The sequence below is a fragment of the Allobosea sp. LjRoot9 genome (genome assembly GCF_964252745.1).
GTDB lineage: Bacteria > Pseudomonadota > Alphaproteobacteria > Rhizobiales > Beijerinckiaceae > Allobosea.
Window position 1 is genome coordinate 641,453 of sequence record NZ_CAXUPC020000001.1, and the last position, 15,583, is coordinate 657,035.

Genomic DNA, 15,583 nt, shown 5'->3' on the forward strand with positions numbered 1-15,583 from the left:
TCGGAGGGCTCCGGAACTCTACGATGGATCCCGGATCGGCGCCGCTGCGCGGCTTGTCCGGGATGACGGCGCGTTTCGCCAGTTTACGTGACGATCGCTCACCCTGCCGCGGCGCGCTCCAGCGCGGCGATGTCGATCTTGGTCATCTGCATCATGGCCTGCATGACCCGACCGGCCCTAGCGGGGTCGGGGTCCATGTTGAGTTCCAGCAGCCGGTCGGGCGTAACCTGCCAGGACAGGCCGTATCTGTCCTTGAGCCAGCCGCATTGGCTGGTCTGGCCGCCTTCGCCGAGCTTCTCCCAGAAATAATCGACCTCCTCCTGCGAGCCGCAATGGATCAGGAGCGAGATCGCTTCGGTGAACTTGAAATGCGGCCCGCCGTTCAGCGCGGTGAACTGCATGCCTTCGAGCTCGAAGGATGCGCAGAGCACGCTGCCCTTGGGGCCGGGGCCCCCATCGCCGCAGCGCATCACCGGGCCGGGCTTCGCGTTCTTGAAGACCGAAAGATAGAAGGCGACCGCCTCCTCGGCCTGATTGTCGAACCACAGGAAGGGCGTGATCTTCTGGATGCTGGGCATGTTGTCCTCCATCGGGGCTGTCGCGGCGGGGTTTGTCGCCGTCTCTACTTAACCATATGGTTAAGTAGAGACGGCGCGCCATGTCAACCCGCAATCGCAGCTCGCCATGCGGTGAGGGCAGGGGTGCCGCGCCAGGCCGCGTCCTTGCTTGCGCCATGCTTCTTGGCGAAGCTCGCGGCATGAGCACCGTCGATCCCACTATCTCCGCCCTGTCCGTCTGGCTTGCCCTGGAGAGCCCGACCCATCATGCGCCCGGCGTGAACGGGATGATGGACCTCGTCGCCAAGGAGGTCGAAGGGCTGCCGATCGCGGTCGAGCGCCTGCCGGGCCGCGATGGGCTTGGCGACAGCCTGATCCTGCGGGCCGGTCCCAATAATGGCGAGCTTGCCGTCGCGGTGATGTCGCATCTCGATACGGTCCATCCGGTCGGCACGAGCGCCAAGGATCTGCCTGTGCGCGTCGAGGGCGACAAGCTCTATGGGCCGGGCGCCTGCGACATGAAGGGCGGGGCCTGGCTTGCGCTGCAAGCCTTCAAGGAGGTCGCGATTGCGGGCTCGGCCAAGCGGCCGATGGTCTTCCTGTTCACGCCCGATGAGGAGATCGGCTCGCCGACGACGCGCGGCGTGATCGAGGAGATCGGGCGCAAATCGGCGGCCGTTCTGGTGACGGAGCCGGCACGCGACGGCGGCCGGATCGTCACCGCGCGCAAGGGCGTCGGCCGCTTCGACGTCAAGCTCGAGGGCAGGCCCGCCCATTCCGGCACGCGCCATGCCGATGGCCGCAGCGCCATCCGCGAGGCGGCGCACCAGATCCTGGCGATCGAGGGCATGACCGATTATGCGCGCGGCATCACGACCTCGGTCGCGCTGGTCGGCGGCGGCACCGCGGCCAATGTGATTCCGCAGCACGCCTGGTTTTCCGTCGATTGCCGCGTCACCAGCCTCGCCGATGGCGTGATGATGGAGAACCGCATCATCGGCCTGACGCCGCGCGATCCCGATGTCGTGATCAAGGTCACGGGCGGGATGAACCGGCCGCCTTACGAGAAGTCGACCGCTGTGGCCGGGCTGTTCGAGACCGCGCGCGGCATCGCGGCGGGGATCGGCTTCGACCTGCAGGATGTGCCGATGACCGGCGGCGGCTCGGACGGCAATTTCACCGCAGCGCTGGGCATCCCCACGCTGGACGGCCTCGGCATCGATGGCGGCGGCGCCCATACGCTCGCCGAATTCGGGCTGGTCTCCTCGATCGCCCCGCGCCGGGCGCTGATCAAGGGTCTGCTGGAGACGATTTGAGGCATTTCCGTCTGCCCGGAGAAGCGCGAGTCATCCCGGGGGGACCCACCGGGTCCGGCTTTCAGCCGGCCCGATGGCAGGCTCCGCGAGATCCGGGTGTAGTGTCGAGGGCTAATGGAGAGCCGAGAAAAAAGGGGCTGCAGCGATGCAGCCCCTTCCTGTTTCGTCGCCTCGGCGAGGAGATCACTCCCCGCTGCTCTCCTCCGGCGCCGGGCCGGCCTCGGCCTCGCCTTCGCCCTCATCATCCCCACCATCATCGCTGACGCGCTCGACCGAGACGACCTTCTCGCCGTCGGCGGTGTTGAAGACGGTGACGCCCTGCGTCGAGCGGCCCTTGACGCCGATCTGGTCGACCGGGCAGCGGATGAGCTGGCCGCCATCGGTCACCAGCATGATCTGGTCGCTCTCCTCCACCGGGAAGGAGGCGATCAGATTGCCGTTGCGCTCGGTGGTAGCCATGGCGACGATGCCTTTGCCGCCGCGCCCGGTGATCCGGTACTCATAAGCCGAGGTGCGCTTGCCATAGCCGTTCACCGAGAGGGTCAGGATGACCTCCTCGGCCTCGGAGAGCTCGACATAACGCTCCTGGCTGATCTCGGCATTGCCGGTCGCCTCCTCGCCGTCGCTCGCCGTGGTGTCCTCGCCGATCTCACCGGCGATGGCGCGGCGCAGCTTGAGATAGGCCTGGCGGGTCTCGCCGTCGGCCTCGACATGGCGCAGGATCGCCATCGAGATGACGATGTCGCCCGAAGCCAGGTTGATGCCGCGCACGCCGGTGGAATCGCGGCCCTTGAAGACGCGCACCTCCGGCACCGGGAAGCGGATGCACTGGCCCAGCGCCGTGGTCAGCAGCACGTCGTTGTCCTCGGTGCAGATCTGCACGTCGACGATGGCGTCGCCCTCGTCGAGCTTCATCGCGATCTTGCCGGCGCGGTTGACGTTGACGAAGTCCGACAGCTTGTTGCGCCTGACGCCGCCCGAGGCGGTGGCGAACATCACGTCGAGCTTCTCCCAGCTCTCCTCGTCCTCCGGCAGCGGCATGATCGTGGTGATGCGCTCGCTCTGGTCGAGCGGCAGCATGTTGACCAGCGCCTTGCCGCGCGCGTTCGGCGCCGCCAGCGGCAGCCGCCAGACCTTCTCCTTGTAGACCTGGCCATGCGAGGAGAAGAACAGCACCGGCGTGTGTGTGCTGGCAACGAAGAGACGCGCGACGAAATCCTCGTCACGGGTCGCCATGCCGGAACGGCCCTTGCCGCCGCGCTTCTGCGCCCGGTAGGTCGAGAGCGGCACGCGCTTGATGTAACCGGCATGAGAGACGGTGACGACCATGTCCTCGCGCGCGATCAGATCCTCGTCGTCGAGGTCGGAACCCCAATCCTGGATCACCGTGCGGCGCGGCGTGGCGAAGGCGGCCTTCACCTCGACGAGCTCGTTCTTGATGATCGTCTGAATGCGGACGCGCGAGCGCAGGATCTCGAGATAATCGGCGATCTCGGTGGCGAGCTTCGACAGCTCCTCGCCGATTTCGTCGCGGCCCAGAGCCGTCAGGCGCGCGAGGCGCAGTTCGAGGATCGCCTTGGCCTGGGCGTCCGACAGCTTGTAGGTGCCGTCGGCATTCATCGGATGGCGCGGATCGTCGACCAGCGCGATCAGCGGCGCGATGTCTTCTGCCGGCCAGTTGCGTTCCATCAATGAAGCATGGGCGGCGGCCGGCGTCGGCGCGGTCCGGATCAGGCGGATGACCTCGTCGATATTAGCAACCGCCGTGGCGAGGCCGCAGAGAACATGGGCGCGCTCGCGGGCCTTGTTCAGCAGGAAGCGGGTGCGCCGCGAGACGACCTCCTCGCGAAACTCGACGAAGGCCGCGATGAAGTCCTTGAGGTTCAGAACCTCCGGCCGGCCGCCGGTCAGGGCCACCATATTGGCGCCAAACGAGGTCTGCAGCGGGGTGAAGCGGTAGAGCTGGTTCAGCACGACATCGGCGACCGCGTCGCGCTTGATCTCGATGACGACGCGGACGCCCTCGCGGCTGGATTCGTCGCGCAGGTCCGAGATGCCCTCGATGCGCTTCTCGCGCACCAGATCGGCGATCTTCTCGACCATCGAGGCCTTGTTCACCTGATAGGGAACCTCGGTGACGATGATCGCCTCGCGCTCCTTACGCAGCTCCTCGATATGCGTCTTCGAACGCATCACGATCGAGCCGCGGCCGGTATGATAGGCGGAGTGGATGCCGCTCCTGCCCATGATCGAGGCGCCGGTCGGGAAATCCGGGCCGGGCACGATCTCGATCAATTCGTCGATCGAGATCTCGGGGTTCTCGATCAAGGCAATGCAGGCATCGATAACCTCGCCGAGATTATGCGGCGGGATGTTGGTCGCCATGCCGACCGCGATGCCGCCGGCGCCGTTGACGAGCAGATTGGGGAAGCGCGCCGGCAGGACCTTCGGCTCGAGCTCCTTGCCGTCATAGTTCGGCTGGAACTCGACCGTGTCGAGGTCGAGGTCCTCCAGCAGCGACATCGCCGCCTTGTCGAGCCTGGCTTCGGTATAACGATCGGCCGCGGCGCTATCGCCGTCCATCGAGCCGAAATTGCCCTGGCCGTCGATCAGCGGCAGGCGCAGCGAGAAATCCTGCGCCATGCGCACCAGCGCGTCATAGACCGCGAGATTGCCGTGCGGATGGTATTTACCCATCGTGTCGCCGACGATGCGGGCGCATTTGGTGTAGGACCGGTCGGGCGTGTTCTTGTTCTCGTGCATCGAGAACAGGATGCGCCGGTGCACGGGCTTCAGGCCGTCGCGGACGTCGGGCAGAGCGCGGCTCACGATCACGCTCATGGCGTAATCGAGATAGCTCTTCTTCATCTCGTCGGTGATCGCGATCGGCTTGATGTCGCCGCCGAAATGCGGCTCGTCCGGGCGCTTGTCGTCTGTGTCGTCGCTCAAGGGATTGGGTCCCGATTCCTGCTATTTTTCAGGCTTCTGGCTACCCGATTCCGGCCGGGGAAGCCAGTGCGGCGGCTGGCTTTTCAAGGGAAAAATAAGCCATTTAAATCAAATGGTTGCGGGGCTCCGAGATGTGACGGCGTCGCCCGTTCCACAATGCTGCCTTGATTGGTGCCGGAAGCGGCCTTTCGGAGCCCTGTCTAACCCGTTCCACCTTGGCGCTGGCGGTCGCGCCTGCGGCATGGCTTACTGCCCGCGATGAACATCGATTTCCTCACCTCCGCGCTGGTGACGCTTCTCGTCACGCTCGACCCTCCGGGCCTCGCGCCGATCTTCCTGTCGCTGACGCGCGGCATGACGGGCGACGAGCGCAGGCAGGTCGCGGTTCGCGCCTGTATCATCGCGTTCGGCATCATGGCCTTCTTCGGCGTGGCGGGGGACATCGTGCTGAAGGCGCTCGGCGTCTCGCTGCCGGCTTTCCGCATCGCCGGCGGCTTGCTGCTGTTCTGGATTTCGTTCGAGATGGTGTTCGAGCGCCGCAACGAGCGCAAGGCGCAGACCGCCGAGATCGCGATCACGCAGGATCATATCCGCAATGTCGCAGCCTTCCCACTGGCGATCCCGCTGATGGCGGGGCCGGGCGCGCTGACGGCGATGATGCTGCTGGCCGGCAGGGCCGAGGGCAACCCGCTGATGCTGGCCTCGCTCGCCGTGATCTGCGGCCTGGTGATCCTGTCCTGCCTCGTCGTCTTCCTGCTGGCGGTGCCGATGGCGCGACTGCTCGGCGTCACCGGCAATGTCGTGCTGACGCGCCTGCTCGGCGTGATCCTGGCGGCGCTCGCGGTGCAATTCGTGATCGATGGCGTGAAGGCGGTGATCACGGCGGGCTAGGGTGGTTCGTTCCGTCCCGACGCTGCCTGAATATGGAAAAGCCCGGCGGATCAAACCCGCCGGGCTCTGGCCTTGCGAAGCAACCCCTCGCCAAGATGGTGTCTTAGCGAGGGGCCGCTGGCGCTTAGCTGCGATACCAGGCTGCGAGGTTCCAGGTGTCGACGTCCCAGCCGCTGTGGTCATGCGAAAGGCTTTGCGCCGCCGCCACGACCTTGGTCCTTGAAAGGACCGGGAGGATGACGTTGGCCTCGCAGAAGATCTCGTTGACCTTGATCAGCAGCGCAGCGCGCTTGGCCGGATCGAGCTCCTTCTGCGCCGCCTTATAGGCCTCGTCGGCAGCCGGGTCGGAATAGCGCGAGACGTTGCGGCCCAGCCACTTGTTCTCCTTGTTGGCGATCTCCCAGGAGGTGAACTGGTTGAGGAAGCGTTCCGGATCGGGCTGCGGCTGCGTCGTGGTGTACATCTCCATGTCGACATAGAGCTTGGTGTAGGTGTCGGGATTGGCGACGTCGGAGGAGAAGAACACCGAGGCCGTGACCGACTTGAGCTCGAGGTCGATGCCGGCGCGCTGGCAAGCCTGCTTGACGATGGCCTGGACCTTCTGGCGCGGGGCGTTGATCGAGGTCTGGAAGACGAATTTGAGCTTCTTGCCATCCTTCTCGCGGATGCCGTCGGCGCCCTTCTTCCAGCCCGCCTCATCGAGGACCTTGTTGGCCTTCTCGATGCTGAACTCGTATTTCAGCTTGCTCGACTTGAACATCTTCGGCTCGTTGACGAAGCTCGCCGTCGCGGTGCCGCCGCGGCCATAGATGAACTTCTGGATCGAGTCGCGGTCGATCAGCAGGTTGATCGCCTGGCGAACGGCCGGGTCGGACAGCGTCGGGTGCTTGGTCTTGACGCTTGAGCGCTCGCCATCGACCTCGGTCCACGGATCGGTGGTGTTCAGGGTGATGAACTCGACGTCGCCTGCGGGCGCCGCGCTGATCTTGCCGCGGCCGCCGGTCTCCAGGCGCTTGAGCACTTCGTCCTCGACCAGCGTATCCCAGGCATAGTCGTACTCGCCGGTCTGCAGCACGGCGCGTGCCGCCGAGACCGCGTCACCGCCGCCCTTGACTTCGAGCGTGTCGAAATGCGGCTGGTTCTTGACGTGATAGTCCTCGTTGCGCGTTCCGGCGAGGATGTCGCCCGGCTTGAAGTCGGCGAACTTGTAGGGTCCGGTGCCGACAGGCTTCAGATTGGCCGGGGCCTCGCGCGATTTGGCGCCCTTGTATTCGGCGAAATGATGCTTCGGGATGATCATGCCGGCGACGCCGACGAAGGGGTCGGCCCAGAACGGCGTCGGCTTGCTGAAGATCACCTTGACGGTCAGATCATCGACCTTCTCGACCTTGATGTCCTTATAGGCACCGGTGGTGTAGGCGGCGGTCGCCGGGTCGGCGGCGTATTCCCAGGTGAAGACGACGTCGTCGGCGGTGAGCGGCTTGCCGTCATGCCACTTCACGCCCGGCTTCAGCTTCCAGGTGACGCTCGTGCCGTCTTCCGAGAGGCCGCCATTTTCCTTGCTCGGAACCGCGGCGGCAAGCTGCGGGACGAGGTTGCCTTCCTTGTCCCAGCCGGCCAGCGGCTCATAGAAGATGCGCGAAGCGATCTGGTCCTTGGTGCCGGAGGCGAAATGGGGGTTCAGCAGGGTCGGCGCCTGCCAGAGCAGGAGCTTCAGCGGCCCGCCGCCGCCGGCCTTGGCCGGCTTGTATTCGAGCGTGGCGTTCGCCATCGCGACGTTGTTCCAGGCGAGAATCTGGCTTGCGATCGGAGCACCGATGCCAAATGCCGCCATCTTCTGCATGAAAGAGCGCCGCGATAGGCGTCCTTCTTTCAGATTTTGCACCATACCCTGGATATGTTGACTATTCATAACTTGCCTTCGCATCGCATAGACAAGATGCAGATCAAGAAATTGATCTGATCTAGTCTTGTTTTATTAAATCCAAAGCATGGCTATGCTTTGGTTGCGGCTCTTCTCGTAAGAGCCACAACCTTAAGCCCGGCTTAAGGCGGCTGAGGGGGCAGGGCGTTGAGACCCGCTTGCCCGTCATTGCGGACATTCCTTAAATCGCTACCACTTATCGGGGACTGTCGGTCGGCTCCGGAGGAGCCCCCCCAAGACGCACGAATTTCATGTGAACGGAAACTGGACGGAGCTCTCGATGACCAAGGGCGGTTGGATTGCCAAGGTTTTGCTTGCGCTCGTGGGAGTGTTCGCTGCGGCGTTTGTGGGCGACGAATTGATCGGCGGAGGCGCGCTGGGATGGATGGTAGGCGGAGCCATCATCGCCGTAACCGCAGGGCCGCTATTCATTTCCCTGATCGCCTGGCGCCGGGAGCAAGACAGCCGCCGCGGCCGATAGGGGCGTACCTGTGGCTCTGGCGGGGCGGAGGAACCCCGCTCCCGCATGCTTCAGAACCCGCATGCTTCAGAAAGTGGCGCCTTCTCCCTTCTCCCCTCGTGGGAGAAGGTGGATCGGCGAAGCCGAGACGGATGAGGGGGCGCTGTGAGCTTTCCATCTAGCCGAACACGACGCCAACCGGACAGGGCACGGCGCCCCCTCATCCGCCCCTGCCAGGGCACCTTCTCCCGCGAGGGGAGAAGGGAAAAGGGCGACGCAGCCTTCCAGAAACGGGGATAACGTCCTCACTTATTGTCCGGAATGACCGCACGATTGGTCGAAAAGAGACGAGAGCTATTTCTCCAGAAACGCCCGGATCGCGCCCTCTGCCTGCTTCATTGAGATGACGCCGTCGAGATGGCCACGCGTGCCTTGGATGAAGGCCTGGGTGAGGTTGACGCCGCCCTTCTTGAGCGTCTCGGCGGTGCGCTCGATTGCGTCCGCGGTGAAGACGAGGTCCTTGGGCTGGCTGATCAGCAGCATGGGCGCCTTGATCTTGCTGGCCGCGTCCGCCAGCGAGATGCCGCCGGCGGCATAGAGTTGGTTGGCCTTGACCAGATAGAGGAAATGGTTGGCGTCCGAGACTTTTGCGCGGGCCTCGCCAGCATTGTCCAAAATGCTCTGGACCTGGAACTTGTTGGCGAGCGCCTTGGCTGGAGCGTCGCCCTCCTTGGCGGGACGGCGGCCGAAGGTACCGTTGGTCCAGTCGCCGTGATTGGCCTGGAGCGTGACCACGGCCAGCGCCTTGGCGAGGCCGGCATTGGGCGGGGTCTTGCCGTAGTAATCACCCTTGTTCCAGTTCTGGTCGACCAGGATGGGCGCGGCCCAGACGTCGAGCCAGGCGATGAGCTGTGCGTCAGCCTCGGCCGCGCCGATCACCGGCATCGCCTTGGCGACCATCTCGGGATAGCTCGCCGCCCATTCATAAGTCTGGAGCGCGCCCATCGAGGGGCCGGCGACCAAGGCGAGCTTCTTGATGCCGAGACTTTCCACCAAGGCCTTTTGGACATTGACGAAGTCGCCGACGGTCACGACCGGGAAGTCGAGCGCATAGGGCTTTCCGGTGTCGGGATCGATCGAGGCGGGGCCGGTCGTCGTGGTCTTGGGGTCGCCGGTGTTGAGGTTCACCAGCGTATCGGAGGAGAGGACGAAATATTTGTTGGTGTCGATCGCCTTGCCGGGACCGACGATGGCGTCCCAATAGCCGGGCGCGGCGTCTGCGGCCGCATATTTGCCGGCGGCGTGCGAATTGCCGGAGAAGAAATGGCAGATCAGGATCGCGTTCGATTTGTCGGCGTTGAGCGTGCCGTAGCTCTCCCAGCCGACCTTGACGTTCTTCAGGGTTCGGCCGCCTTGCGTGGTGTAGCTCGGAAGTTCGAAGATCTTCTTCTCGACGATCAGCTCTTGCGCTTCGGCCGCGCCCGTCGTGATCATGCCCGTCATCATCAATCCCACGACGCCGACCGCGCCCGCAATCCAGTGCTTCATGCCGATATCCTCCCCTTGAACGGCCGTCAGGCGACCTTGGGAGGCATGAGAGCGGAATTCGCCCCGCAATGAAAGCCGTAAAAAGCGGCGTTCCGGGCTCTGTTCAGCGTAGCAGCTGTGTCGGAAAAGCCGTGGCTCCGCGCGACAGCGCCTCGGTGTCGAGCTCGAGCGTAGGGTTTTCGAGCGGACCCTTGAAGGTGAAGGGCAGGCGCAGCGGGCCATTGCTGGGCGTGAGCAGGAGGCCCATTTCATAGGCGCGCCCAGGCAGCGAGACCTGGCCGGCGAGCGTCAATTGATAGCCGGGTCCGATCATCTGCGCATCGGTCACCATCGCGACGCCATTGGCGATGCTGAGATTGACTGCCGCTGTCTCGAACGGGGTCTTGCCCTGCCGCCAGTCGCGCAGCACGAGGCTTGGATTGCGCTCCATCCGGCGCAGCAATTCGCCGAAGGCAACGCCGCCGAGCTCGCCCTGGCGCAGGCTCAGGCCGGCCTTGCCACCGAGCGAGGCGACGACCTCTTCGAAGGAGGCGCCGAGACCGTCCAGCGCGATTTGTAGCGTGCCGGTGCCGCTGAGCTTCGCCAGATCCGGCACATCGCCAGCAGCCTTGCCGAGATTGACCTTGTCGAAGCCGCCCTGGAGCTTGACGTCGACGCCGCCCGGCGCTGCCAGCGCCAGGAGCCGGCCCTTCACGCTGCCACCATAAGCGCCGGCGCGCAGCAGCCCTGCCTCGAAGCGCCCCTTTTTGACCAGGAGATAGGTCGCGACATCATCGAGCCGCGCGCCGTTGACCCTGGCCGCATCGACGGAGATGCGCAGGTCGATGTCATGGGCGGTCCAGGCGTCGAAATCGAGCGGGGCGCTCTCATTCTCCGGCGCGGTGGCGGGCAGCACGCCGAGGCGACCATAGAGCCGGCCGAGATCGAGCGTCGCGCCAGCCAGCGTGCCGGACAGGGCCAGCCGCCCGCCGGCGTCGCCGAGCTTGATCGCGCCTTCGAGCCGCTCGCCTTCGAGGCTGACGACGGCGTTGCTCAGCGAGGCCTCATGCGGCTTGATCTGCGCGTCGGCGGTCAGGTGCAGCGGGCCGATCGCGGAGGCCAGACGCGGCGTTTCGCCGAACCAGCCGAGCAGTTCGGGCAAGGCCTTGGTCGCAAGCGAGAGCCGGCCGTTGACGACGGGGTCGTTCAGGCCGCTGCGAATGCCCTCGAATTGCAGGTTCAGCACGGGCGAGGCCGCCGTCAGCGCCAGCCGCGCATTCGCGCCGGCCATCGGCCAGAGCAGGCTGACCTGCGTTGGCACGCCGCGCCAGGTCAGTGAACCCGACAGGCTCAGGGGCTCGCTGGCGTCGCGGTCCTGGAGGACGAGGTTGACGTCGCGCAGGATGGTGCGGATCACGCCCTGCGCCCGCATGAAGACCGAGCCGGCGGTGATGATGATACGGCTCTGGACTTTCAGCCTCTCGAGATAGGCCAGGGGCGGCGTGAGCCAGTCGCCGAGCCCGTCATCCGTGCCTGCGACCGCGACGTCGATCTGCGGCACGACCAATTCGATGCGGTCGAACCTGAACTGCCCGATGAGCAGAGGCAAAATGCGCGCGCGAGCCTTGATCCGCAAGGCTGAGCCCGTCAGGAGGTCGTCGCGCTGCCGGAAGGTGACCTTGGACAGGCTGATGCGCGGCAAGGGCAGAAGCGCGATCTCGGCGCGTTCGAGCCCGGTGACCTCGAGCCCGGTGCGCAACTCGATGGCCGCGATTACACGCTGCTCCACCCGCCCGACCGCGATGCTCCAGGATTGCAATCCGAGCAGCACGACGGCGATGACGAGGCCGTAGGCGAGAATGGAAGCGCGTCTTGTCATGAGCCTTTGCGTGGCGGGAATCCGGCCTGAAGCCGGTTTTCGGCCGGTGACCGGTTTATGACGATGCCAAGACCTTGTCGAGATGACCGATCTTGTCGAGACAACCGGCCTTGTCGAGAACCGGTTTTGTCGTGATTCAGGCGGGCTTGCCGCCAGCCCGCGCCAGGATGATGGCGGGATAGAGGCCGGCCAGCACGATCAACAGGCTGGCGAGCGCACCGTCTTCGAAGCTGCCGCGCGAGGCGTGGCCGTAGACGATCGTCGCCAGGGTGTCGAGATTAAGTGGCCGCAGCAGCAGCGTCGCCGGCAGCTCCTTCAGGCAATCGACGAAGACGAGCAAGGCCGCGGCGGCGATCGCCGGGCGCATCAACGGCCAATGCACGCGCCGCAGCAATTCGGGCGCCCCGGCGCCGAGCAGCCGGGCGGCGTCGTCGATGCGCGGCGAAACCCGCGCGAGCCCGCTTTCGATGCCGACAATCGCGATGGAGAGGAAGCGCACGGTATAGGCGATGACGAGCGCAGCGCCGGAGCCGATCAGAAGGAGGCCCGGATTGACGCCGAGCCAGGTCTGGGCGGCGTCGGCGAGCCTGTTGTCCAGTGCCGCGAGCGGTACCAGCAAGCCCAGCGCCAGCACCGTGCCGGGCACGGCGTAGCCGAGCGAGGCTATGCGCGCCAGAGCCGGGAGCCAGGCCTCGCGCCCAAGCCGGCTGGCCGCCGCGATGGCGAGGCCGAGCGCGACGACGAGGCCCGAGGCGAGGCTTGCGAGCAGCAGCGCATTGGCGAGATTTCGCAGCAAGGCGGCGTCGACCTGCTCCAGCAGACCGCGTGACAGCACCTCGCCGAGCAGGAAGCCGATCGGCAGGAGCGCGCCGAACAGGACGGGCAGGGCGCAGACGAGCGCGGCACTGAAGGCTGCGCGCCCGGTGAGCCGGATGCGCCCAACGGGGCGCGGCTGGCGCACCGAGAGCGCGAAGCGGCGCTGGCCGCGCAGATGTTTCTCGATAAGGATCAGCCCTACAACCATCACCAGCATGACGCAGGCGATCTGGGCCGCTCCGGGTAGCGAGCCGCGATTGACCCAGGTCGTGTAGATCGACAGCGTCAACGAGTGCACGCCGAGATATTCGGTGGCGCCGACATCGTTCAGGGTTTCCAGCAAGGCGAGCGTCAGGCCGGCCGCCAGGGCCGGGCGCGCCATCGGCAGGCCGATATGCCAGAACAGGCGCCGTCGCGAGGCGCCTAAGGTGCGCGCCGCCTCGACCATCGCCGCACCCTGCAGGCCGAAAAGCGCCCGCACGCTGAGATAGACGTAAGGATAGAGCACGAGCGCCATGATGATGATCGCGCCGACGAGATTGCGAGGGTCGGGAAACCAGTAATCGCGCAGCGAGCGCCAGCCGGTGAGCGCCCGCAGGCCCGTTTGGAACGGCCCCTGGAAGCCTAGGAATTCCACGTAGATATAGGCGGTGATGTAGGTCGGCATCGCCAGCGGCAGGACCAGCAGCCATTCGAAGGCGCGCCGACCCGGAAAGTCATATTGCGTGACGAGCCAGGCGGTTGCGACGCCGATCACCGCGCAGAGGGCGCCGACGCCGAGCAGCAGCCGCAAGGTGTCACCGAGCGCCCGAGGAATGACGTTGGTGGCGAGATGCGGCCAGATCTGCGCGGCCTCCGGCGAGAGCGCGGTCAGTGCCAGCGCGATGAGAGGAGCGGCGACAAGCCCTGCTCCGAGCAGCGACGCCCAGGCAAAGCGCGTCGACGGCCGCCATGGGAATGACGGCCGTCGCCGCGATCTGGTGGGAGCGCCCAGGCTCAATTGTCGAAGCCGACCTTGTCGACGAGGTCGGCCGCGGCCTTGCGGTTCCTGGCGATGTCGGTCAGCGGCGTCTTGTCGGGGGTGATCGCGCCGAGCAGCTTGACGGCGGCGCTCTCCTTGACATCGGCATTGACCGGGAATTCGAAGTTGCCGTCGCCATAGAGCTCCTGCGCCTTCGGGGTGAGCATGTATTCGATCAGCTTGACCGCATTGTCCTTGTTGGGCGCGTTCTTGGCGATCGCGGCGGCTGAGACGTTCACATGCGTACCGCCGTCGGCGAAGCTGGTCTTCAGTGGCTTGATCGCGTCGTACCAGCCCTTCTGCTCATTCTTCGCCTGGCTCATCAGGCCGATGTAATAGGTGTTGATCAAGGCGATGTCGCACTGGCCCGAGAGGATGTCGCGGGCGACATCGCGGTCGCCGCCGCCGGGCTTGCGGGCGGTGTTGGCCTTCAACGCCTTGAGATAGCCTTCCGTCTTCTCGGCGCCGTTGCGGGCGAGGTAAGCAGCGAAGAAGGCGTTGTTATAGGGGTGCTGGCCGGCGCGGATGCAGAACCTGCCCTTCCATTTCGGGTCGGCGAGATCCTCATAGGTGATCGCGTCCTGCTGTACCCGGTCCTTCGAGACGATGACGATGCGGGCGCGCTTGGTCAGGGTGACCCAGCTGTCGTCGGGGCCGCGCAATTGCGCCGGCACAATCTTGTCGACAGCTGCCGACTTGACCGGCTGGGTGATGCCGGCGTCCACGGCCGCGTTGATCTCGCCGACATCGACCACCAGCATCACGTCGGCAGGGCTGTTGGCGCCTTCCGCCTTGATGCGCTCCTGCAAGCCGTCCTTCAGGAACACGGCGTTGACCTTGATGCCGGTGTCCTGGGTGAAGGCGGCGAGCACCGGATTGAGCAGGCCGGGCTCACGCGTGGTGTAGAGGTTGACGCTTTGGGCCATGACCGGTGTCGCCAGCAGGCCGGTGGCCAGCGCCAGGGCGGACAGATGGGTGGAGTGGATCATGGGGCGCTCCCTCTCGATTAAAGGCCCGCTTCTGGGGCTTGAGGCCGGGAGGGGTAGTGGCAGGTTGGCGTTGCGTCAACAGAAAATGGAGCAAGATCAGAGGCTTGAATGCATTCTAATCTAGCATCACTTTAGCATAATTCTAAAGAATGCGAGGCTGCCCAATCTGCCGTTTTTCGGCGGGGAGACCAGCATCAGGGCTGCGTCGAGGATGTGGCGATCGGGATAATGCGGGCCTGTCCACGCGCGGTGGGATCGAGCGTGCCGCGCAATGGGACCGCGTCGCTGACGACGCTGTCGTCATGCAGGCTGGCCTCGCGCAGGAGCATCTGCCGGCGCAGGCCGCGCGCCTGTGCCTCCATGCGCGAGATGCCGACGCGCTCGTCGATCTGCTGGCGCTGGCCCTTGCTGAGCTCGGAGGCCTTGCGGAAATCGCGGAAGTCGCTGGTGCTGTAAGGCCAGCGCGAGCCGCCCATGAAGGTGCGGACCTTGCCGTCAAGCACGACGCTGTCGCCGGGACGCAGGGTGAAATCGCGCAAGAGCGAGACCCGGCGCTCTCCGGCCTGGACGATAGCGGGCCGGCAAGCGGGATCGGCTGAGGTCTCATGGCCATGGGCGACGGGCAGGGCGGAGTAGCGCTTGCCGTCGGCGGCCTGGGCTTCTTCGATGGTCGCTGCGCCGGCGGCAACCCGGAAGACCTTGACGGGTATGCCCGGATTCATTGCCTGGCAGAGCGCCTCATGGGCCTTCATGTCGGACTGGTTGCGCAGATAACCGATGGGCGCGTGAAAGCCGTCGCACATACGTACGCAGATGGTGCGGGCGACATCGGCCGCGCCGGAGACCGTATCGAGCCGGACCGCTTGCCGCGTCATGGCCTGCCAAGTCTTGGCCTGCTGTGTCCTGGCCTGCTGTGTTTTGGCCTGCTGTGTTTTGGCGTGCTGGCGCTCCGCCACGCCGGCGGGCGCATCATGCGGTCGGAACGGATTGAGGCTGACCGTGGGGTGGGCGATGCGGCCATCGGCCTGCGTGCGCCAGAGCGGCAATTCCCAGCGGCCGCGAGACGGCGCGTAGGCGGTCGGTGCGGCGGGTGCTGAGGCAGCCTGCTGCGCGGCGCGGCGATTGGCGCCTTCCTGCAGCAGAAAAGTGCGGGCGCCGGCATCGTCCTCGGCCTGGACGAGAGAGATGGTGAAGATCGCGCCGCCCGCGCCGAGCGCCAGGCCCAGCCCCGTCATCGCGATGAGCCTGGTCGCA

11 protein-coding genes are annotated in these 15,583 nt (G+C 65.6%); 3 read left to right on the forward strand and 8 right to left on the reverse strand.

Features of this window, described 5'->3' with window-relative positions; translation table 11 throughout:
• Positions 1-98: 98 nt before the first annotated feature.
• The gene (locus tag ACSQ3P_RS03140; RefSeq protein ID WP_436165147.1) at positions 99-569 is read right to left on the reverse strand and encodes a VOC family protein; all 471 of its coding nucleotides are present in this window, start codon (positions 567-569) and stop codon (positions 99-101) included.
• Between the two features lie 188 nt (positions 570-757).
• Here ACSQ3P_RS03140 and ACSQ3P_RS03145 point away from each other — a divergent pair, with 188 nt between their 5' ends.
• Complete coding sequence (locus tag ACSQ3P_RS03145) at positions 758-1,873, forward strand: M20 family metallopeptidase (protein WP_436164186.1); 1,116 nt, start codon at positions 758-760, stop codon at positions 1,871-1,873.
• A 183-nt stretch (positions 1,874-2,056) separates the two neighbouring features.
• On the opposite strand, the gene gyrA is transcribed toward ACSQ3P_RS03145, so the two are convergent.
• Positions 2,057-4,822 carry a DNA gyrase subunit A gene (gene gyrA / locus ACSQ3P_RS03150; protein ID WP_436164187.1) on the reverse strand — a complete coding sequence of 922 codons (2,766 nt, stop codon included), beginning with the start codon at positions 4,820-4,822 and terminating at the stop codon, positions 2,057-2,059.
• Positions 4,823-5,080: 258 nt separating this feature from the next.
• On the opposite strand from gyrA, the gene ACSQ3P_RS03155 reads away from it, so the two are divergent.
• Complete coding sequence (locus tag ACSQ3P_RS03155; RefSeq protein ID WP_436164188.1) at positions 5,081-5,713, forward strand: MarC family protein; 633 nt, start codon at positions 5,081-5,083, stop codon at positions 5,711-5,713.
• A 124-nt stretch (positions 5,714-5,837) separates the two neighbouring features.
• Here the strand turns inward: ACSQ3P_RS03155 and ACSQ3P_RS03160 are convergent, their stop codons facing one another.
• Positions 5,838-7,625, reverse strand: coding sequence for a peptide ABC transporter substrate-binding protein (locus ACSQ3P_RS03160; RefSeq protein WP_436164189.1), 1,788 nt, complete (start codon positions 7,623-7,625; stop codon positions 5,838-5,840).
• 292 nt (positions 7,626-7,917) lie between these two features.
• Between ACSQ3P_RS03160 and ACSQ3P_RS03165 the strand changes: the two genes are divergently transcribed.
• Positions 7,918-8,118: a hypothetical protein gene (locus tag ACSQ3P_RS03165; protein ID WP_436164190.1), complete on the forward strand. Its 201-nt coding sequence runs from the start codon at positions 7,918-7,920 to the stop codon at positions 8,116-8,118.
• Positions 8,119-8,451: 333 nt separating this feature from the next.
• On the opposite strand, the gene ACSQ3P_RS03170 is transcribed toward ACSQ3P_RS03165, so the two are convergent.
• From ACSQ3P_RS03170 to ACSQ3P_RS03190, 5 genes are all read right to left on the reverse strand, one after another.
• Complete coding sequence (locus tag ACSQ3P_RS03170; protein WP_436164191.1) at positions 8,452-9,645, reverse strand: E22 family MetX-like putative esterase; 1,194 nt, start codon at positions 9,643-9,645, stop codon at positions 8,452-8,454.
• Between the two features lie 103 nt (positions 9,646-9,748).
• A complete protein-coding gene (locus ACSQ3P_RS03175; protein ID WP_436164192.1) occupies positions 9,749-11,503 on the reverse strand; it encodes an AsmA family protein in 1,755 nt (584 codons plus the stop codon).
• Between the two features lie 136 nt (positions 11,504-11,639).
• The gene (locus tag ACSQ3P_RS03180) at positions 11,640-13,319 is read right to left on the reverse strand and encodes an ABC transporter permease (protein ID WP_436164193.1); all 1,680 of its coding nucleotides are present in this window, start codon (positions 13,317-13,319) and stop codon (positions 11,640-11,642) included.
• Entirely contained in the window at positions 13,316-14,329 is a 1,014-nt protein-coding gene (locus ACSQ3P_RS03185; RefSeq protein WP_436164194.1) for an extracellular solute-binding protein, read from the reverse strand. Before ACSQ3P_RS03185 ends, ACSQ3P_RS03180 begins: the two co-directional genes overlap by 4 nt.
• Before the next feature lie 194 nt (positions 14,330-14,523).
• Positions 14,524-15,564 (reverse strand): DUF2865 domain-containing protein, encoded by a 1,041-nt coding sequence (locus ACSQ3P_RS03190; protein ID WP_436164195.1) that lies wholly within the window; start codon positions 15,562-15,564, stop codon positions 14,524-14,526.
• Between the last annotated feature and the right edge of the window lie 19 nt (positions 15,565-15,583).